Below are 20,132 nucleotides of genomic sequence, written 5' to 3' on the forward strand. Positions count from 1 at the left end.
ATGACCGAGAAACCGGGGAACGATCAGCCGCATAAACGCGGTCACGGTGTCAGTCGCGCCGAGTTCCGGGCGCAGGTGAAAACCACGCGCGCCGATTTCGAACGTCAGGTGCAGCACACCAAGGCAGATTTTGAGCGCCAGATGCAGGCCACGCGCGCGCAGCTGGACGCCACGAATGAGCGAATTGAAGCGCGTACCGGGCGCAACCTCATCCTCGCCGTTTTGATCGGGCTCGTGCTCGGCGGGTTGATGCTCTTCAGCCTCATCATCATTAAAGAACTCTTCATGATCTTTGCGGTCGTGATCGTTGGATTCGGTGCGTTCGAGCTGGCCCAGGCGCTGCGGCATACCGGTCGCAACGTACCGCGCATCCCGGTGATCATTTCCGCGGTGGCCATTGTGCCGGCGGCATTCTACGGCGGGGCTACCGGTCAATGGCTCGTCATGCTCGGCGGCATCGTGTTGATCGGCCTGTGGCGCCTGGCGCTGCTCGTCATTCCCTCGCATCGCGCTTCGGCCCGTTCCATCCTTGGCGATGTCGGTGGCGGCATCCTGATTCAGGTTTACGTTGTCTTTCTCGCCAGCTTCGCCGTGCTGCTGGTCAAACAGCCGGAGGGGCAATGGTGGACCCTCGCCTTTCTGATCCTGGTCATCTCTGCCGATACCGGCGCTTACGTCAGCGGTCTCAACTTCGGCAAGCACCCGATGGCACCGTCGATCAGCCCCAAGAAGACGTGGGAAGGCTTCATCGGTGCCGGTCTGATTTGTATGATCGCCGGCGTTCTGCTGGCGATCTTCATGCTCGAACAGGAGTGGTGGTTCGGACTGGTCTTCGGAGCGGTGATCCTGCTCACGGCCACCTTCGGCGATCTGGCCGAATCGCTGATCAAACGTGACCTCGGTATCAAAGACATGAGTTCTTGGCTGCCCGGACACGGCGGATTTCTCGACCGGATCGACTCGATTCTGCCCTCCGCCGCTGCCGCATACGCGCTGTACCTGGTGTTTGCGTGAACCCCATCGATTCTTCCTCCACGAATCCAGTAAGCGACAATGAGGCTATGAGCACCATATTTCCCCGAGTGGGTAAAAAATCGCTCGGCTATAACGTGAGCCAGGTTGAAGCATTCCTGGCAGCAGCGCGCCGGGCGTACGACCAGCCTGACGGCCAGCATGACGAGACGGACGCCGACACCGGTGCCGTAAAACTTGCCGGTTCCACCGGTTCCACCGGATGGATCGGATCCGTCGACGGGGCCGCCGCCGCTGCCGATACCGATATCGCGTCGCGCACGGCGTCGCCATCCGAAGCGCACCCGGCGGCCGCCGACGGGACTGCGGCCGTCCAGGCTGCTGTTGCCGAGGAGGCCGAGGCGACAGCAAGCCGCGCCGCTGCCGCACTGACGGCAAAGGGCATCCGCCATACCGCCTTTGCGATGCACAAGGACGGATACTCTCCCGAACACGTTGATGCCGCCCTGGAACGACTGGAAGACGCCTTCGCGGCCCGGGAACGCGATCAGGCGCTGCGCGCTGGGGGAGAGCAGGCGTGGATGACTGACGCCGAAGGAACGGCCGCAGTGCTCGTTACTCGGCTCAGCCGCCCACCGGGGCACCGGTTCGCGCGCACGAGCCTGCTTGCGGTGGGCTACAAGCGCGTGGACGTTGACCGTCTCGCCAACAAATTAGTCAAGTATTTTCAGGACGGCCGCGAGATCACCGTCGACGAGATTCGAACCGCCGTCTTTCGCCCTGAACGGGGAGGATACCGGGAAGCGCAGGTGGATCTGGTTCTGGACAGTGTCGTTGACGTCATGCTCGCGGTCCGCTGATTTTTTCGACCGTTACTTGGTTGTTATCAAAGTTGTGGGCTAAGGTCGTGTAGTAATGGGTAGGCATCTGCAGGCAATCGACACTCTCACGGCACCGGTCACGCCGACGGTTCGTCGAACCCGGACTCGGGTGAAAGCCACACACTTTCTCTTCGGGTTCACCGCGGCGTTCGCCTTCGTGCTCGTCACCGTGGTCGATCCCTATTCCGGTGCTACGGCGTCCCCGTACTTTCAGATCGCCGGCAGCACGACCGATGCTGGTCCGGTTCAGGCCGTGCTCGTAGCCGGCAGCTACACCAACACCATCAGTCGGGACGGTTATTCCGTTACGGCCAAGCCTGAGCCGGTGCCCGAGCCCGAGCCGATTCCCGTCGTCGCGACCCCGGCCAAGACCCAGAGCTTCACCGCGCCGTCTGCCGCAGTGCCGGATCCGGGTTCTGCGCAGGCATACGCCTATGACGCCGTGGCGTCCCGCGGTTGGGGCGAAGACCAGTACAACTGCCTCGTGTCGCTGTGGCAGAAAGAGTCGGGATGGCGTGTCAACGCTCAGAACGGTTCCAGTGGCGCATACGGAATTCCGCAGGCTCTTCCCGGCTCCAAGATGGCCACCGCGGGTGAGGACTGGGCGACGAACGCCGGAACCCAGATCGAATGGGGTCTGGGCTACATCACCGGCCGGTACGGTACCCCCTGCGGCGCGTGGGCGAAGTCCCAGGCCTCCGGCTGGTACTAAGCCCGTCCCGTCGGGCTGGTTTTGACCCCGAGGCTCGCACTTTAGACTGGATCTATGGCGCGCAGCAATCGACCCCGAGGCCGCAAAGCCCTGCAGCAGGGCGACGACGAAGATAATGCCGACCTGAACCACTTGCTCGACGGGTGGCGGCGCAGCGAGGTTCGGCGCGACGGCCTGTGGCACGTTCAGCCCGTACTGGCCAAGCAGGCCGTTAAAACGTATCTCTGCCCTGGCTGCACTCTCGACATCGCTCCTCGCACCGCTCATATCGTCACTTGGCGCGGGGACGGAGTGCTCGGCGATGCCGCCGACCTGTCCAACCGGCGGCACTGGCATCTGCACTGTTGGAAGATCAAGTGACCAGCTCGCCTCGCCTGAACGTTCCCAGACCCAAGGAGAACCAGTGACCGAACCGGTTGACATCCGCGGTGGCATCGAACTGCCCGCCACCACCGAGCACATCGAACTGCACACCAGCGACGGTCTCACCCTCGTCGGTGAGCTGGCCACACCGATGGACCGCGCGCCGGTCGCGACGCTCGTGACGCTGCATCCGCTGCCCACCGCCGGCGGTTTCATGGACTCGCATATTCTGCGCAAAGCGGCCAACCGGCTGCCCGCCCTGGCCGACCTGGCCGTGCTGCGGTTCAACACCCGCGGAACGTCGTCGCCGCGCGGCACGAGTGACGGCAGTTTTGGCCACGGCCTCACCGAGCGGGCCGATGTCGCCGCCGCCATGGCCTTCGTTGCTGAGCGCCACCTGCCTAACCCGTGGCTGGTCGGCTGGTCGTTCGGCACCGAACTGGCGCTCAAATACGGTCTGGAATATCCGATCCGCGGCGCTATTCTGCTGTCGCCGCCGCTGCACAGCACGACCAGTGACGAGGTGGCAGCGTGGGCCGGCAACGACCGAGCCCTGGTGGCGGTGATCCCCGAGTTCGACGATTACCTCCGACCGGATGCCGCCCGACTGCGGTTTGCGAGCGTGCCCGACGTGCGGCTCATTGCCGTCGAGGGGGGCAAACACCTGTGGATCGGTGAAAAAATGACCCGCCGGGTGCTCACTGAAATCGTCGCGACCGTCAACCCCCAAGCACTGCCGCTGCCGACCGAGTGGACGGCGGCACTCCCCGACGCGTCCTGACCGGCACGCTCGTGCACCGGTCTACGTCAGAGCTCGTTCTGGCGGGGGATCACCACCTGTTTGACGATCATGATGACCGAGGCGGCGACCGGGATAGCGATCAGGGCGCCGAGAATGCCCAACAAGCTGCCGCCGGCCAGAGCGGCAATCACGATGACGGCACCCGGCACGGACACGGCCCGGCTCATAATGTTCGGGCTGAGCACATATGCCTCGACCTGCATATAGATGAGGTAGTAGATGGCTGCAGCGAGAGCGGTCTGCGGTGAACTGCCGATTTCGGGAATCAAACAGGTCAGCACGATGATGACCGATCCTGAGATCGTACCGATCAGCGGAATCAACGACAGCAGAAAAGCGATGAACGCGAGAAGCGCCGGGAAGGGCGCACCGATGATCGACAGAAAAATGAAGCTCAGCACGCCGTTCACGGAGGCCAGGGCAGCCTGGCCCACAATGTACCGACCGACCGCTGTGGTGATCTGTTCACTGATATCGGTGAAGCGTTCCCGCTTGGACGCCGGAACCAGCTGGTAGGTGGCGCGCTTCATGGTGTTCAGCGAAGCCGTGAAATAAAGCGTGAGAATGAGAATGATGAGGCCGCCGAACAGGCCATTGACAAAGGCCAGCCCCGACTGAACGACCGTGGCGGTGATATTGGTCAGGTTACCGCCGAGAAAATCCGTGATCGTTTTGCTGATTTCCCCGATGTCCAGACCGGGGAACTGCTTTTGCAGATCGCTCAGATAGGTGGAGGAATTCACCGCACGCACGAGTTCCGGAATGAGCTTGGACAGCTTGGAGACCTGGTCGACAATGATCGGAGCGATCGCAAAGACGACAGCGGTGAGCACGCCGAGCACGGCCGCGACCACGGTGAGAATAGCGGCCCACCGCGGAAATCTTTTCTTCTCCAACCAGGACACAGCAGGGTCGAGACCGAGCGCGATGAAGAGAGCTGCGCCGACATAGATAATGATCGTCTGCAGGGTGATCACCGAGGTGATGATCAGCAGACCGAGCCCAACGCCCAGGGTCCCGACCAATCCGAACCGGAAGGCATTTTGAATTTTCACGTGTCGACTCCAGGAGTAGGGGATTACTCGGCTGCGACCCGTTCGGCCTGGGTCAAAACGCTGCGCAGGCTTTCGAAATAACCGGCAACGGCATCGCGCTCAATCCTAATCTGCGACAGCCGGTCTTCGGCGTCGGCGACGAGGGCGCGCGAGCGTGTCGTCGCGTCGGTGACCAGCGCGGTGGCTTCGCTCTGAGCGTCGCTGAGAAGGCGCGCGGCGGTATCCTCGGCCAGCTCCTTGGCTGCCTTGGCTTCGTCGCGGGCTCCCGTGTCGAGTTTCTCGTTCAGGGCGCGCAGCTCTGCGGTGCGCGCGGTCGTCTCGGCGAGTTGTCTGGCGGCATCTGTCTGGAATTTCTGCGCCACGGCCACGGCTTCCTGATGGCGGGCCAGGTGTTCCTGCTCGGCCTCGTCACGGCGAGCTTTCAGCTCAACGTCAAAGTCGGCACGGGCCTGGTCGATTTCGCGGGTCAGACGGCTCTCCTCCTGTTCGCCTTTCTTGCGTGTGGCGGTGAGGTGGTTCTCCAGATCGATGCGGGCCTGCTCGGCGGCCGCCTCGGCGTCGATACGAGCCTGCTGAATTTCCCGGGCCAGATCGGCGCCGGCCTGTTCTCCGTCAGCGGTCAGCGCAGCCCGGGCCTGGTCGGTTTCGCGGGCCAGTTCGGCACGTTTGCGGTCGAGCTCGCGAGCGAAATCTGTGCGATCCTGCTCGCGTTCGATTTCGGCCGTCGCACGCGCCTGTTCGATCTCTCGGGCCAGGTCGATGCGTCCCTGCTCGACTTCGGCGGCGAGCAGGGTGCGGGCCTGGTCGGCTTCGTGGGCGGTGGCGAGGCGCGTTTGCTCGGTTTCTCGGGCCAGGTCGACCCGCGCCTGCTCGGTTTCAGCCGTGAGGTCGGCGCGGGCCTGGTCGGTTTCGCGCTGCAGGTCGGCTCGTTGCTGGTCGAGTTCGAGGGCCAGTTCGGTGCGGATGATTTCGGTCTCGCGGTTGAGTCCGGCCGCGGTTTCACGGGCCTCGGTGGCCTCACGCTGGGCTACGACCCGCACTTCGGCGGCTTCGCGATCGGCTTCCGAGCGGATGGCTGCCACCTCGCGCTTCACCGTGGACCGGGCATCGGCGGCTTCGGTGGCGACAGCGCCGCGAATAAGAGCGGCATCACGAACCGCATCCTGGGTGACTTGAGCCTGCTCGTCCTGGGCCCGGGCGCGCAAGTCATCCGCTTCAACGCGCACGTCATCGAGCACCCGACGCGCCTTGACCGCAGCATCGGACAGGGTGCGTTCGGCCTGCTCGATCGCATTCTGCCGGAGCAGCTGCACTTCGTCATCGGTCGCGCTGCGCAACTTCTCGGAGTCGATATCGGCCTGGGCGATGACGCGGGTTGACTGTTCTTCGGCAACGCGGAGGGTGCTCTCCAGTTTGGTGCCGAGGCCGGAGAATGTGGGGCTCCCGACTTCTTCGATCTCGGCGGTGAGATCCTCGACGCGGCCGGTGAGACGCTTGACCTCGCGGCCGGCTTCAGCGTTGAGGGTGTTTGCCTGAATGAGTTCACGACGCAGCGCCTGAACGGCCTTGGTGACCTCGTCCTTGTCATAGCCCCGAAATACCTGGGTGAAATCAGCTTCGTCATCAGACACGTTCTACTCCTTACCGATGAGGCCCCGGCCCTCAATGGATCACGCATGACGGGGAACACCTCGATTTTAGTGTGCTGGCGGAGCGCCGCGCGCACCAGCAATCGGCCGGGCCCGAGGGCACTAGTAGGCACCACTCAGGAGAACGCAGTAACGTAGAAGGTCCGTGTCTGAGCACTTTCAGTCCCGTGATTCAGCCAGAGTGACTGAACAGTAGCAACCAGTGAAAATGCTGAAGGGTGATCCGTGCGTTTTGTTCTTGCCATTGTGGCCTTCGTACTCGCAGCCGTGATGATCGTTCTCGGCATCGCACAGCGAACGATCCTGCTCGAGCCGTCATTCACCTCCCTCACCGCGAGCGTCGACGGTGACACGAAATACACCGTCATCGACCCGAGCGCCCTCGCAGCCTCACCGGGCAGCCAGACGATCAACGTGCGCGGCGACGGTGCGATCTTCCTCGCCTACGGTCGTTCCGAGGATGTTGCCGCGTGGATCGGTGACGACGCGTATGCCACCGTCGGGCTCAGCGAGAAATCGGGTGACCTCACGTCCACCGTTACCGAGGCAGTTCTTCCCGACGATCCCGCAACAGCGGACGCTGCCGCCGCGACGATTGTGAATCCCGCCGGCTCAGACCTCTGGCTGGAGGAATACACCGGCACGGAGTCGATAACCACCACGCTGACGTTGCCGGCCGGCATCTCGGTGATTGTGGCGTCGGACGGCACCGAACCGGCACCCGCCGACATCCGTCTGTCGTGGGCCTCAGACAATTCCACCCCCTGGGCCGGCCCGCTGCTGGCCGGGGGTGCACTGCTGCTGCTGATCGGCCTCGTGTTGTACGTTCTGGCCCTGCTGCACCTGCGTCGTTCGCGCCGGCCGCGTCGTAACCTTCCACGCGGTCCGCGGATGCCGCGCCTGCCCCGCGCCCCGCGGCCCAAGGCCATCAAGGCCAGTCAGATCACCAGCTCACGCCGAGGACTCAACCGCCGAGTGGCCATCGTTCCGATGATCCTGGTTTCCGGCCTTGCGCTGAGCGGATGCTCGGCCGACCTGTGGCCCGATTTCAACGCGGCATCGACGGCGACCGCCACCCCCACGCCAACGCCCCAGTCCACTGATTCCGTCGAGGCTGCCGCCGAGCTGCCGCCGCCGGCGGTGACCGTTTCCCAGCTGGAGACGATCATGCGCGAAATCTCTGTTCTCAGCGCTGACGCGGATGCCAATCTCAATACCGAGACCATTGCCACGCGATTTACCGGGCCGGCTCTCGAACAACGACTGGCCAACTACAAGATTCGCGCGGTCGACCCGGCCGTCGCCGCGCTCGTTGCCCTGCCGGGTGCCCCACTCACCTTCACGCTGCCGCAGCAGACCAATTCCTGGCCGCGAGTGGTCATGACCGTTATTCAGGATGAAAACGACCCCAGTGTTCCGACGATGGCCGTCATTCTCAAGCAGGCCTCACCTCGGGCCAACTATCAGGTGGACTACCTGTTCGCGCTGGAGCAGTCGGCGCACGTACCGAAGGTAGCCCCGGCCGTTGTCGGTGCCCCGGCCATCGCCCCGGACAACAAGCTGCTGCTGCTGCCGCCGGACCAGCTGGCCAGCGCCTACGCCGATATTCTGCTGCAGGGCGAGGCCAGCCCGTCGTACGGCCTGTTTGAGAGTGACGGCGACAATTTCCGCGTCCAGGTCGCTGACCTGAACGCGGCTAAGATCGCCGCGCTGCCCACGACCGCCTCGATCGATTTCGCCGCAACGGCGGGCTCGGATGAGGCGGTAGCCCTGGCGACCAACGACTCCGGCAGCATCGTCGCCGTGAGCATGACGGAAACCGAAACCGTCAAACCGGTCGATGAGGGTGCCACGGTGGGGCCGGCCGAAGACGCCCTGGCCACCAAGGCGCTGTCCGGCATTACCACCACGGCCAAGGGCTTTCAAAATACGTACCGCGACCAACTGCTGTTCTACGTGCCCACGGGCGGTTCAAGCGACAAAATCGTGCTCTTGGGCTTTGCTCAGGGCCTCATCACATCGGCGGAGCTTCCATGACCAATATGCCCCCATCCGGATCAAACCTGCGCGGAGCGGTTGACCTCTCCTCACTCGTGAACCGCGCGTCGGCCGGAACGCCGCCGGTTGCCGTCAACGGGGCACCCGTGACCGGTGCCCCCGTGGGAGGACCGGCAGCGCCCACCGGAGCCGTCTCGGTTCCGAGCCTGATCCTCGACGGCACGGACACCAACTTCGGGGAGCTGCTCGAGCTCTCCTCGCGGGTGCCGGTAATCGTTGCGCTGTGGGCTGCGTGGAGCGAACCCTCCACGCAGCTTCTGGCCGTCATGGAGAAGGTCATCACCGGTTTGGCCGGCAAATTCGTGTTGGCCCGGGTGGAGATCGACGCGAATCCGCAGCTGACCCAGGCCTTCCAGTCCGAGTCGGTGCCCACGGTGGCCGCGGTCATCACCGGTCAGCCGGTGCAGCTTTTCAGCGGCCCGCTGGCCGAAGAGCAGATCTCCGATCTGCTCGGCCGCGTGCTGGAACTCGCCACGCAGCAGGGTGTGACCGGAACAGCCGAGGCCGCCGACGCGGCCGACGCCACAGAGCCGGCACCGGTGGTTGACGAGCCCCTGCCGCCGCACCACCTCGAAGCGTATGAGGCAATCGAGGCCGGTGACTACGCCACCGCCCAGCGCGAATACCGCACGGCTCTGGCCCAGAATCCGAATGACACCATGGCGGTAGCCGGCCTCGCCCAGGTCAGCCTGCTGGCCCGGCTGCAGGGAAAAACCATCGACCAGATTCGCAATGGGGCGGCATCCGCACCCGACGATCTGGAGGCGCAGCTTCTGGTCGCCGATCTCGACCTGTCCGGCGGGCATATCGAGGACGCGTTTGATCGCCTGCTGAGTCTGTTCCCGGCACAGCCCCCAGCCGGCCGCAACACGATCCGCGAGCGTATCCTCGAGTTGTTTGAGGTCATCGGCGCCGACGACCCCCGGGTGCCTCCCACCCGCGCTCGCCTAACCGCCCTGCTCTACTAGCCGACTTTCAGCTCGAGCGAGCGCAAAACAGTGCCCGTGTGACCTGGTCACACGGGCACTGTTGCGTCCTAATGTTCGCAGAACTATCGGCGCAGCCGGAGCCACAGGCCGGCCAGCGGTGGCAAGGTGAGGGTCGCCGAGGCGGGGCGGCCGGCCCAGGGTTCGTTGACGGCCTCGACGGCACCGAAGTTGCCCACGCCGGACCCGCCGAAGTCGCTGGCATCCGTGTTGAGGATCTCATCCCAGTGCCCGGCGAACGGCAGGCCCACCCGGTAGTCGGTGTGCGGCTCTCCGGCAAAATTAAAGAAGCAGGCGACCGGAACGCCGTGATTGTCCCAGCGCAGGAACGACACCACGTTCTGGCTCGCTGCGCCGCCGTCGAGCAGCTCGAAGCCTCCGGGGTCGTTGTCGCGACTCCACAGGCTCGGGTTGTCGCGGTAGACCCGGTTGAGCTGGCCGACGAGGTTGAACAGCCCGCGGTGCGCCGGCTGGTCGAGCATCCACCAGTCCAGTCCGCGCTCTTCGCTCCACTCCGAGCGCTGCCCGAACTCACTGCCCATGAACAACAGCTGCTTGCCCGGGTGCGCCCACATGAAAGCGAGGTAGGCACGCACGTTGGCGAGCTGCTGCCAGGAATCACCGGGCATCTTCGACACCAGAGCACCCTTACCGTGCACGACCTCGTCGTGACTGATCGGCAGCAGGAAATTCTCGCTGAACGCGTAGATGAACGAGAACGTGATGTCGTTGTGGTGGTACGAGCGGTACATCGGGTCCACCTGCATGTACTCGAGCGAGTCGTGCATCCAGCCCATGTTCCACTTGAGCCCGAAGCCGAGACCGCCGCCGCTGGTGGGAGCCGTCACCCCGCCCCAGTTGGTGGATTCCTCAGCGATCATGATGGTTCCGGGATTGCGCTTGTACGCCGTCGCGGTGATCTCCTGCAGCAGGCTGATGGCTTCGAGATTCTCGTTGCCACCATACTGGTTCGGCTCCCACTGGCCGTCTTCGCGGGAATAGTCCAGGTAGAGCATGGACGCAACGGCATCCACACGCAGAGCGTCGATATGAAATTCTTCCAGCCAGTACAACGCGTTGGCCACGAGAAAGTTGCGCACCTGCATCTGACCGAAGTCGAAAATATAGGTTCCCCAGTCCATCTGCTCGCCGCGACGCGGATCGGGGTGCTCGTACAGTGCCTGTCCGTCGAAGCGGGCGAGGGCGAAGTCGTCCTTGGGGAAGTGGCCGGGCACCCAGTCCATGATCACGCCGATGCCGGCCTGGTGCAGCCGGTCGATCAAATAGCGCAGGTCGTCGGGGGAGCCGAACCGGCTGGTCGGTGCGTAGTAGCCGCTCACCTGGTACCCCCAGGAACCGCCGAACGGATGCTCCGCGAGGGGCATGAACTCCACGTGGGTGAAGCTGAGCTCGTGCAGGTACCCGACCAGTTCATCGGCTAGATCGCGGTAGCCGAGCCCGGGGCGCCACGATCCGACGTGCATTTCGTACACGATCATCGCCTGGTTGTGCGGATCGTTGGCCGCACGGTTGGCCAGCCACGCGGCATCCGCCCATTCATAGTGCGATTGCGTGACGACCGAAGCGGTCTGTGGGGGAACTTCAGCGAATCGGGCGAGCGGGTCGGCTTTCTCCACCCATTCACCGGATTGGGCGAGCAGCTGAAACTTGTATTTGGCACCGGCGTCGAGGCCCGGGATGAACAACTCCCAGACGCCGGTACTGCCCATATTGCGCATGGCGTGAGTGACGCCATTCCACCCGTTGAAGTCTCCGATTACGCGGGCGGCGCTGGCGTGCGGCGCCCAGACCGCGAACGAGGTGCCGGCCGATGACGCGGTGACACCCTGGTGCTGACGGTGATGTGCCCCCAGCACGTCCCAGAGTCGCTCGTGACGGCCTTCACCGATTAGGTGCAGGTCCAGCTCGCCGAGCGTCGGGGTAAACCGGTACGGGTCATCGCAGGTCCACGGCTCGGCGTTCTCGTAGCGGGCCTCGATCGTGTAATCGCTGAGGCCGACCGTGCTCTCGCCCTGCCAGATGCCGTAGGCGAGGTGGGCGAGCTCGACGTGCGCGCCGTTGGCAAGAATGGCGAACACCTCGGTGGCGAGCGGGCGAAGCGCGCGGATGATCACGAGCGGGTCGGACACCCCGGGCTGGTGGACGAGGTGCTGACCGAGAATCTCATGCGGACTGTAGTAGCTCCCGGCGGCGACGGCGGCCAGGATGTGATCGGCGATCACGGCCGGCTCGACGGGCGCGAGGTGCTTCTGCGTCTTCGGGGACTTTGTTTGAGGGGACTGCGTCTTCGGGGGCTGCGCCTTCTTACCGTCGATGTTTTTTCCCTGACCCTTCATTTTTGTGGCCTTGCTCGATTTCTTCTTATCGTGCTTGTTCTTATCGTGCTTGTTTTGATGTCTTTCTGCGTCGCCGCTCATGCGCCGCCCTGCCCCGGAACGTGGGGCGTGACGTGCAGAATGTGCACGGGCTCGGTGAAAGCGTCGAGGCGAACGAAATTATCGGCCGACCAGGTCCAGGTAGCGCCGGACACGAGGTCGTGCACGTCGAAGGTGTCGCCGTGGGCGATGCCGAAGCGGGTCACGTCGAGGTGCACCACCGTTTGACGTACGGAGTGCGGGTCGACATTCGCCACGACAATGAGAGCATCGGCGTGGCCGGTGCCGGTGAATGCCGCGTCGAGGTACTTGCTGTAGACGAGGATTGAATCGTCATCGCTGGAGTGGATGTTCAGATTGCGCAGTTGCCCGAGCGCGGGGTGCTCAGCACGAATTCGGTTGAGCAGGGTGAGGTACGGCGCAAGCGATTTACCCAGCTCCTCGGCTTTGCTCCAATCGCGGGGCCGATACTCATACTTTTCGCTGTCGATGCTTTCCTCGGCGCCCGGGCGGGCAACGTTCTCGAACAGGTCGAAGCCAGCATAGACGCCCCAGCTCGGTGCCGCCGTCGCCGCCAGTGCCGCCCGAATCTTGAACGCGGCCGGGCCGCCGAACTGCAGGTACTCGGTGAGGATGTCGGGGGTGTTGACGAACAGATTCGGGCGCAGAAAATCGGGGGTCTCGGTGGCAAGGCCGTCGAAGAACTCCTCGAGCTCGGTTTTCGTATTGCGCCAGGTGAAGTAGGTGTAGGACTGCTGGAAGCCGACCTTGCCGAGGGCCTGCATCAGGGCCGGGCGCGTGAAAGCTTCGGCGAGAAAAACCACGTCGGGGTCGGTCAGATTCACTTCCGCGATGAGCCATTCCCAGAAGTCGAGGGGCTTGGTGTGCGGGTTGTCCACCCGGAAAATACGCACGCCGAGGCTGATCCAGTAGCGCAGCAAACGCAGCGCTTCGGCACGGATGCCGGCGGGATCGTTGTCGAAATTGATCGGGTAGATGTCCTGATATTTTTTCGGCGGGTTCTCGGCGTAGGCGATGGTGCCGTCGGGCAGGGTGGTGAACCACTCCGGGTGTTCCTCGACCCACGGATGGTCGGGGGAAGCCTGCAGGGCGAAATCGAGGGCGATCTCCAGGCCGAGCGAGGCCGCCTTCTTCAGAAAGAACTTGAAATCGACGACAGTGCCGAGGTCGGGGTGGATGGCGTCGTGGCCGCCGTCCTTCGACCCGATTGCCCACGGAGAACCCGGGTCTCCCGGAGCGACGGTGAGCGAATTGTTTGGGCCCTTACGGAAGGCGGTCCCGATCGGGTGGATCGGCGGCAGGTAGAGCACGTTGAAGCCCATGGCGGCTACGGCGGGCAGACGCTTCGCTGCGGTGCGGAAGGTTCCGCTCTTCCAACTTCCGTTGGCGCGCCGAACGGCTCCCTCTGACCGCGGGAAGAACTCGTACCAGGAACCGACTCCCGCCCGGGTGCGCTCGACGATAACGGTGCGTTCGGCCGAGAGCGATGACAGCCCGGCGAGCGGCTGGGCCGCGATGGCCTGGAGAAGCGCAGCATCCGCTGTCGCCAGTAACCGTTCGGCGGTGGGCCGGGCGGTGTCGGCGAGGGTTGTCGCGGCCGTACGAAAGAGACGGCGGGCGGCGAGCGGACGGGCGGTGTCGGCCCCGGCCTGCGTGAAAAGCTCGCTGCCGATGGTGAACATGAGCTCCACGTCGACGCCGGCCGGAATTTTGATCAGCGCGTTGTGCTCCCAGGTGGCGAAGTCGTCGGCGAACGCGCGCACCCGGTACGTCCACTGGCCAGCGACGGCGAGTTGCGCCTGCGTGCCGTACCGATCGGTACCGTCGCCCTGCAACGCCATCGGATGCCGCGTCAGGCTGTCGTCTGGCGCGGTGAGCTGCAGCTCGACACCGATGAGGTCGTGTCCCTCGCGAAAAGCGGTCGCACCGAACGGCACAACCTCGCCAGCAAACGCCCGCGCCGGCCAGAGATTGTCGTTCAGCTGAGGCGAGAGGTCAAGAACGGGAATGCGACCAACGGATGCGGCGGCGCTGCTGGTCGCTGCGTCCTCCGCGGGCACGCGGGCCGGGGCGCTGCTCGATACTGTCGGCAGGGTCGTCTTCTGTGCTGATGTCTTTGCCACAACACGACCGTAGCGTGAAAGAGTGACAAAGGCTCCTGTCTTCTGCTCGGCTCGCCCACCCGACACGAAAATCAGTGTTACATATTGCACGCGGGACACGCCTAAGGTTGACCTCGTGAAGGCCATCCGCAAATTTACCGTCCGTGCCGTTCTCCCCGAGCCCTTGGCGGCTCTCGAGGAGCTTGCCGGCAATCTCCGCTGGTCGTGGCATGAGCCCACCCGGCAACTGTTTGAGCGCATCGCCCCCGAGCTGTGGCGTGAGATCGGCACCGATCCGGTCGCCCTGCTCGGTGCCGTCGACCCGCACCGGCTCCACGAGCTTGCCGAGGACCACGACTATGTGGCCGAGGTCAACGCCACGCGCGACGGCCTGCGGGACTATCTCGAACGGCCGCGTTGGTATCAGGGGCTGGAGGGCGAGAAACCCGCCGCGATCGCCTACTTTTCGCCGGAATTCGGTATCGCCGCCGCGCTGCCGCAGTATTCGGGCGGACTGGGCATTCTGGCCGGTGACCACCTCAAGAGCGCCTCCGATCTCGGCCTGCCGCTCGTGGGGGTCGGGCTGTTCTACCGCGCCGGTTACTTTAGCCAGGCCATCTCGCCCGACGGCTGGCAGATGGAAAGCTACCCGCTGCTAGACCCGGACGGCCTGCCGCTTTCAGTGCTGCGCCGTGCTGACGGTTCGGCCGTGCAGGTGTCGCTCGCGCTGCCCGACGACCGCACCCTGCATGCCCGAGTCTGGGAGGCGAAAGTGGGCCGGGTGCGCCTGCTCCTGCTCGACGCCGACATTCCCGAAAACGCCGATGACCTGCGTCTGGTCACCGACCGGCTGTATGGCGGCGGTGGTGAACACCGGCTGCTGCAGGAACTGCTTCTGGGCATCGGCGGCGCCCGCGCCGTGAAACTGTGGAGTTCCCTGCACGGCCTGCCCGAGCCGGAGGTGTTCCACACCAACGAGGGGCACGCCGGATTCCTCGGCTTCGAACGCATTTCCAGCCTGATCGGCGAGGGTTTGAGTTTTCAGGAAGCCCTGCAGGTGGCCCGCGCCGGCACCGTCTTTACCACCCACACCCCGGTAGCTGCCGGCATCGACCGGTTCGACCGTTCGCTCGTGGCTCGGTACTTCGACACGGAGCTGCTGCCCGGAGTCGACGTGGCAGATCTGCTCGCGCTCGGCGCGGAAAGTTACGCGGGCGGCTCCTCCGAGGTGTTCAACATGGCCGTCATGGGTTTGCGCCTCGGCCAGCACGCCAACGGCGTCTCGACCCTGCACGGCGAGGTCAGCCGACGCATGTTCAATGGGCTGTGGCCGGGTTTTGACTCAGCGGATGTGCCGATCACGTCGATCACGAACGGGGTGCACGCGCAGAGCTGGACCGACCCGGCGCTCAAGAGCCTCGCCTTCACCAAGCTCGGCACGAGCGACACGACGTCGGCCAATTGGGCTTCCGATGATGTTTCCGACCAGGACCTGTGGTCGGTGCGGGGGCAGATGCGCCTGCAATTCGTCGAAGATGCGCGCCGCCGTCTGCTCAATGCCTGGCGTGACCAGAACCCGGGCGGCATCCCGCCGGCCTGGATCGGTCAGGTATTCGACCCGAACGTGCTGACGATCGGGTTCGCCCGCCGGGTTCCCACCTACAAACGGCTGACCCTCATGCTGCACGACCCGGAACGTTTGCGTGCCTTGCTGCTGCACCCGGAGCATCCCATTCAGATCGTCATCGCCGGTAAGTCGCACCCCGCCGATGAGGAGGGAAAACGGCTGATTCAGAAGATCGTGCAGTTTGCCGCCGACCCGGCCCTGCGCACCCGCATCGCGTTTCTGCCCGATTACAACATTGCGATGGCCCAGCTGATGTATCCGGGAACGGATGTCTGGCTCAACAATCCGCTCCGCCCGCTCGAGGCGTGCGGTACGAGCGGCATGAAGGCGGCGCTCAACGGTGCCCTCAACCTGTCGATCCTCGATGGCTGGTGGCCGGAATATTATGACGGCAAGAACGGCTGGGCGATTCCCTCGGCCGATTCAGCCGGCGATTCTGCCGAACGAGACCGGCTCGAAGCCGACGCGCTCTATGACCTGATCGAACACCAGGTGGCGCCCACCTTCTACGAACGCAACGCCGATGGAGTGCCGGAGCGCTGGGTCTCCAACATTCGACACACCCTCAGCACTCTGTCACCGCAACTGTCCGCTGACCGGATGGTGAGTGAGTACGTGCAGCGCCTGTATCGTCCGGCCGGGCACTACGAAGCCCTGATGTCGGCGAACAACTTTCGTGCCGCCCGCGAATTGGCGGCGTGGAAGGGCCGCATCGTCGCGGCCTGGCCGCAGGTTGCGGTGACCCACGTGGAATCGGGCGGGGTGCTGTCGGTGCCCGAAGTCGGCGATGACCTGCACCTGCGCGCGCACGTTCAGCTGGGTGGACTCTCGGCTGACGACGTGACCGTCGAGGTTGTCTACGGAAAGAGTCTTGGTACCGACGAGTTGCGCGACGTGGCCGTTCAGGCGCTCAAGCCGACGCCCGTCACCGATTCCCCAGCCGGTGGGGCGACCCTGTTCACGGGAACTGTGCAGCTCGACCGCGCCGGAGCTTTCGGCTACACGGTGCGGGTCGTTCCCCGCAACGACCTTCTGATCAGCCCGGCCGAAATGGGTCTGGTCGCCGTCGCCAACTAAACGGGTTGGCGCGCGGCGATTGCCGGGCGCCAACCCCGTTGTGGACGGGAGCGCTTCAGTCGCGCGGCGCGGCGCGCGGTACGAACGGGCCGTGCGCGCGCAGGAGCTGCATCGAAGCCCCGGATACAAACAGGGGTGTGCCGGGCGCATGCTCAATGATCGAGTTGCGCAGGTCATCGTGGCTGGAATCCCAGAGCAGCGTGTAAGCATCCACCCCTTCGTGCCTCGGCAGGGTGACCGTCTCGTCCTGTTCACGAGCGTTCACCACGAGCAGGATGCGGTTGAAGGCTTCGTGCTCGGGGGTCGAGGCCGCCATATATTGCAGGGTGCGTTCGGTGGGCGAGTTCCAGGCATCGCCGGTCAGCGCCTCCCCGGCGATGTTGTACCAATCGAGCTGGCTGGCGCTCGGCGTGGTCTCGCCGAACCGGCCGAAGTGCGCCGGGCGCAGCGCCGGGTTTTCCCTCCGCAGCTGCAAGAGACGGCGGGTGACCCGGTGCAGATCCTGCTGCCAGTCATCGAAGTCCCAGTTGAGCCAGGTCAGCTCGCTGTCCTGACAGTAGGCGTTGTTGTTACCGCGCTGGCTGCGACCGAACTCGTCACCGGCGGTGAGCATGGGGATACCGGCCGACAGGAGCAACGTGCCGAGCAGATTACGCATGGCCTTGCGCCGCGTGGCCAGAATGGCCACGTCGCGGGTCGGCCCCTCGACACCGTGGTTGTAGGAGCTGTTGTTGTCGGTGCCGTCGCGGTTCGACTCACCGTTGCCCAGATTGTGTTTCGTGTCGTACGCGGTCAGGTCGGCGAGGGTGAACCCGTCGTGGGCGGTGATGAAGTTGAGGGAGGCCAAAGGACCGCGCTGATCGGAGAAGGTGTTCGAAGAACCGGCGACGCGGGTCGCAAAGCGTCCGATGCCACTGCCGGCCGAGCCGGTCTCGCGCAGGCTCTTCATATCGGACAGCCAGAAGTCCCGCATGCGGTCGCGGTAGCGGTCGTTCCATTCGGTCCAACCGGTGGGAAAATTGCCGGTCTGCCAGCCGCCCTGACCGACATCCCACGGCTCGGCGATAAGCTTCACACCGGCCAATTCCGGGTCATCGCGAATGTCGGTGAGCAGCGGATGCTCCGGGTCGTAGACCACTCCGGCATCCCGACCGAGCGTTGCGGCGAGATCAAACCGGAACCCGTCGATCTGTAGGTCATTGGCCCAATACCGCAGCGAATCGAGCACGAGCCGGCGGGGCACATCGTGGCTGAAGTTCACCGTGTTGCCGCAACCGGTCACGTCGATGTATGCGCCGGATTCGTCCTGGCGGTAGTAGGCCGCATTGTCGATGCCGCGCAGGCTCGTGACCGGACCGTTGCGCCCCTCCTCAGCGGTGTGGTTGTACACCACATCGAGAATGACCTCGAGCCCTGCCTCGTGCAGCAGCTTGACCATTCCCTTAAATTCGCGCAGCACGGCCTCCGGCCCGGCGGACTGGGCAGCTTGGGTGGCGTAGTCGGCGTGCGGCGTGAAAAAGTTGAGGGTGTTGTATCCCCAATAGTTGTTCAATCCCTGTTTGATCAGGCGCTGCTCCGATACGAACGCCTGCACCGGTAGCAGCTCGACCGCGGTCACGCCGAGGTCTTTCAGGTAGGCGATGGTGGATTCGTGCGCGAGCCCGGCATAGGTTCCGCGCAAGGCGGCCGGAACCAGCGGATTCAGCCGGCTGACGCCGCGCGCGTGCGCCTCGTACACAACTGTGTGGTCGAGGGGGGTAGCGGGCTTGGTGGCGCCGTTCCAGTCGAAATAGTCATCGACCACCGAGGACTGCCACAGACCGGACCCCACCCGAACCAGGCCGCGCGAGTACGGTTCGATCAGGGTTTTCTCGGGGTGGAATGAGTTCTTCGGGCTCGTCGGACCCGACACGCGAATGCCGTAGCGGCGACCCGGCGACAGGGTGCGTGACTTGCCGGACCACACGCCGTGCAGATCCTGCGTCATCGGCACACTCTTGATGATCCAATTGGGGTCGGTGTCGTCAAACAAGCACAGTTCCATTGCGTCGGCATGTTCGGCCCAGACGCGCAGTTCACCGCCAGCGCTCGTTAGTCGCACACCGAGATTACGCAGGGGGTCGGTGGAACTCATGGATTCAAGAGTAATCAGTGCGGGGGCAGGGTGACGACCACCGGCATCCGCTGCCCGGCTAAAATGGGTGAATGGTTGTCTATTTGGACCATGCGGCGACCACGCCCATGCTTCCCGCCGCTATCTCCGCCTACGCCGAGGCTATGGGTGTCGTCGGTAACCCCGCATCGGTGCACAGCCAGGGCCAAAATGCCAAGCGGATGCTCGAAGAGTCACGTGAAATCGTGAGCCAGAGCCTCGCCTGCGACCCGATCGAGGTTGTTTTCACCGGCAGCGGAACCGAGGCGATCAACCTCGGAATTAAGGGATTGTATTGGGCCCGCGCCCCGCGCCGGCGCATTCTGGTGCCCGGCGGCGAACATCACGCCACCCTCGACACGGTTGAGTGGCTGGCGCAGCACGATGGCGCCGTGATCGAGTGGATTCCGCTGGATGAGGGGGGGCGCATCGATCTCGCAGCCCTCGAAGCCGCCATCATCCGGGACCCTCTCGATGTTGCGCTCGTCAGCGTGATCATGGCCAACAACGAGGTCGGAACCATTGAACCCGTCGCCGAGATCGCGGCGCTCGCCGCCGCCCACGGCATTCCGGTGCACGTCGACGCCGTCGCGGCGTACGGGTACATTCCGGTCGACTTTCGCACCCTCGCCGCCGCCGGCGTGTCGGCGTTGAGCGTTTCCGCGCACAAGGTCGGCGGTCCCGTCGGTATCGGCGCGCTCGTGCTCGGCCGGGCGACAACCGTCGAGCCCCTCATCCACGGCGGCGGCCAACAACGCAAGGTGCGCAGCGGAACCCAGGATGTCGCCGCGGCGGTCTCGTTCGCGGTGGCGGCATCCGCTGTCACGGCGCAGCTGACCGCACCGGCGGGTGGCGGCGAAACCGCGCGCCTGCGTGCCCTGCGCGATCGCGTGATCGCCGGTGTGGCCCTGGTCGCTCCGACCGCGGTGCTCAATGGAGACCCAGCCAGGCGGCTTCCCGGCAACGCCCACTTCAGCTTTGCCGGCTGCGAGGGCGACTCGCTATTGTTTCTGCTCGATGCCGCCGGGGTCTCGGTGTCGACCGGGTCAGCCTGCCAGGCCGGGGTGCCCGAGCCCTCGCACGTGTTGCGCGCTATGGGGCGCAACGAGCTCGAATCCCGCGGTGCCCTGCGCATCACCCTCGGCCACACCTCCACCGACGCCGACGTGGACGCGCTGCTCGCGGCTTTGCCGGCCGCACACGCCCAGGCGCTCGCCGCGGGCATGGCCGACCGGGTGCCCGGGCACTGACGTTGGCCGGGCACTGACCCGGCCCTCGA

The 20,132-nt window shown here is 64.7% G+C and carries 14 protein-coding genes; 9 read left to right on the top strand and 5 right to left on the bottom strand.

Going from position 1 to position 20,132, the window contains the following annotated elements; genetic code table 11:
• The 5 genes from QMK22_RS07800 to QMK22_RS07820 are packed head-to-tail and all read left to right on the top strand — an operon-like array spanning position 1 to position 3,709.
• Positions 1–1,014, top strand: a complete 1,014-nt coding sequence (locus QMK22_RS07800; RefSeq protein WP_283497046.1) for a phosphatidate cytidylyltransferase — start codon at positions 1–3, stop codon at positions 1,012–1,014.
• A gap of 47 nt (positions 1,015–1,061) precedes the next feature.
• Complete coding sequence (locus QMK22_RS07805; protein ID WP_283497047.1) at positions 1,062–1,832, top strand: DivIVA domain-containing protein; 771 nt, start codon at positions 1,062–1,064, stop codon at positions 1,830–1,832.
• A gap of 55 nt (positions 1,833–1,887) precedes the next feature.
• A complete protein-coding gene (locus tag QMK22_RS07810; RefSeq protein WP_283497048.1) occupies positions 1,888–2,565 on the top strand; it encodes an aggregation-promoting factor C-terminal-like domain-containing protein in 678 nt (225 codons plus the stop codon).
• Between the two features lie 54 nt (positions 2,566–2,619).
• Positions 2,620–2,925 (top strand): Rv1322 family protein, encoded by a 306-nt coding sequence (locus tag QMK22_RS07815; RefSeq protein ID WP_283497049.1) that lies wholly within the window; start codon positions 2,620–2,622, stop codon positions 2,923–2,925.
• A gap of 43 nt (positions 2,926–2,968) precedes the next feature.
• Positions 2,969–3,709 (top strand): alpha/beta hydrolase, encoded by a 741-nt coding sequence (locus QMK22_RS07820; RefSeq protein WP_283497050.1) that lies wholly within the window; start codon positions 2,969–2,971, stop codon positions 3,707–3,709.
• Between the two features lie 26 nt (positions 3,710–3,735).
• Here the strand turns inward: QMK22_RS07820 and QMK22_RS07825 are convergent, their stop codons facing one another.
• On the bottom strand, positions 3,736–4,785 hold the full coding sequence (locus tag QMK22_RS07825) for an AI-2E family transporter (protein WP_283497051.1): 1,050 nt from the start codon (positions 4,783–4,785) through the stop codon (positions 3,736–3,738).
• 23 nt (positions 4,786–4,808) lie between these two features.
• The gene (locus QMK22_RS07830; protein ID WP_283497052.1) at positions 4,809–6,416 is read right to left on the bottom strand and encodes a hypothetical protein; all 1,608 of its coding nucleotides are present in this window, start codon (positions 6,414–6,416) and stop codon (positions 4,809–4,811) included.
• Positions 6,417–6,659: 243 nt separating this feature from the next.
• Here QMK22_RS07830 and QMK22_RS07835 point away from each other — a divergent pair, with 243 nt between their 5' ends.
• Positions 6,660–8,471, top strand: coding sequence for a DUF8094 domain-containing protein (locus tag QMK22_RS07835; RefSeq protein WP_283497053.1), 1,812 nt, complete (start codon positions 6,660–6,662; stop codon positions 8,469–8,471).
• On the top strand, positions 8,468–9,460 hold the full coding sequence (locus QMK22_RS07840) for a tetratricopeptide repeat protein (protein WP_283497054.1): 993 nt from the start codon (positions 8,468–8,470) through the stop codon (positions 9,458–9,460). Before QMK22_RS07835 ends, QMK22_RS07840 begins: the two co-directional genes overlap by 4 nt.
• An 83-nt stretch (positions 9,461–9,543) precedes the next feature.
• Here the strand turns inward: QMK22_RS07840 and glgB are convergent, their stop codons facing one another.
• Both glgB and QMK22_RS07850 read right to left on the bottom strand, forming a co-directional pair.
• On the bottom strand, positions 9,544–11,916 hold the full coding sequence (glgB, locus tag QMK22_RS07845; RefSeq protein WP_283497055.1) for a 1,4-alpha-glucan branching protein GlgB: 2,373 nt from the start codon (positions 11,914–11,916) through the stop codon (positions 9,544–9,546).
• Entirely contained in the window at positions 11,913–14,018 is a 2,106-nt protein-coding gene (locus tag QMK22_RS07850; RefSeq protein ID WP_502857286.1) for an alpha-1,4-glucan--maltose-1-phosphate maltosyltransferase, read from the bottom strand. Before QMK22_RS07850 ends, glgB begins: the two co-directional genes overlap by 4 nt.
• Positions 14,019–14,133: 115 nt before the next feature.
• Here QMK22_RS07850 and glgP point away from each other — a divergent pair, with 115 nt between their 5' ends.
• Positions 14,134–16,701: an alpha-glucan family phosphorylase gene (gene glgP / locus QMK22_RS07855; protein ID WP_283497056.1), complete on the top strand. Its 2,568-nt coding sequence runs from the start codon at positions 14,134–14,136 to the stop codon at positions 16,699–16,701.
• Positions 16,702–16,756: 55 nt separating this feature from the next.
• Here the strand turns inward: glgP and glgX are convergent, their stop codons facing one another.
• Positions 16,757–18,835: a glycogen debranching protein GlgX gene (glgX, locus tag QMK22_RS07860; RefSeq protein ID WP_283497057.1), complete on the bottom strand. Its 2,079-nt coding sequence runs from the start codon at positions 18,833–18,835 to the stop codon at positions 16,757–16,759.
• 71 nt (positions 18,836–18,906) lie between these two features.
• Between glgX and QMK22_RS07865 the strand changes: the two genes are divergently transcribed.
• Complete coding sequence (locus QMK22_RS07865; protein ID WP_283497058.1) at positions 18,907–20,103, top strand: cysteine desulfurase family protein; 1,197 nt, start codon at positions 18,907–18,909, stop codon at positions 20,101–20,103.
• The last annotated feature ends 29 nt before the right edge of the window (positions 20,104–20,132 follow it).

The sequence above is a fragment of the Cryobacterium sp. PH29-G1 genome (assembly GCF_030063365.1).
Lineage (GTDB): Bacteria > Actinomycetota > Actinomycetes > Actinomycetales > Microbacteriaceae > Cryobacterium.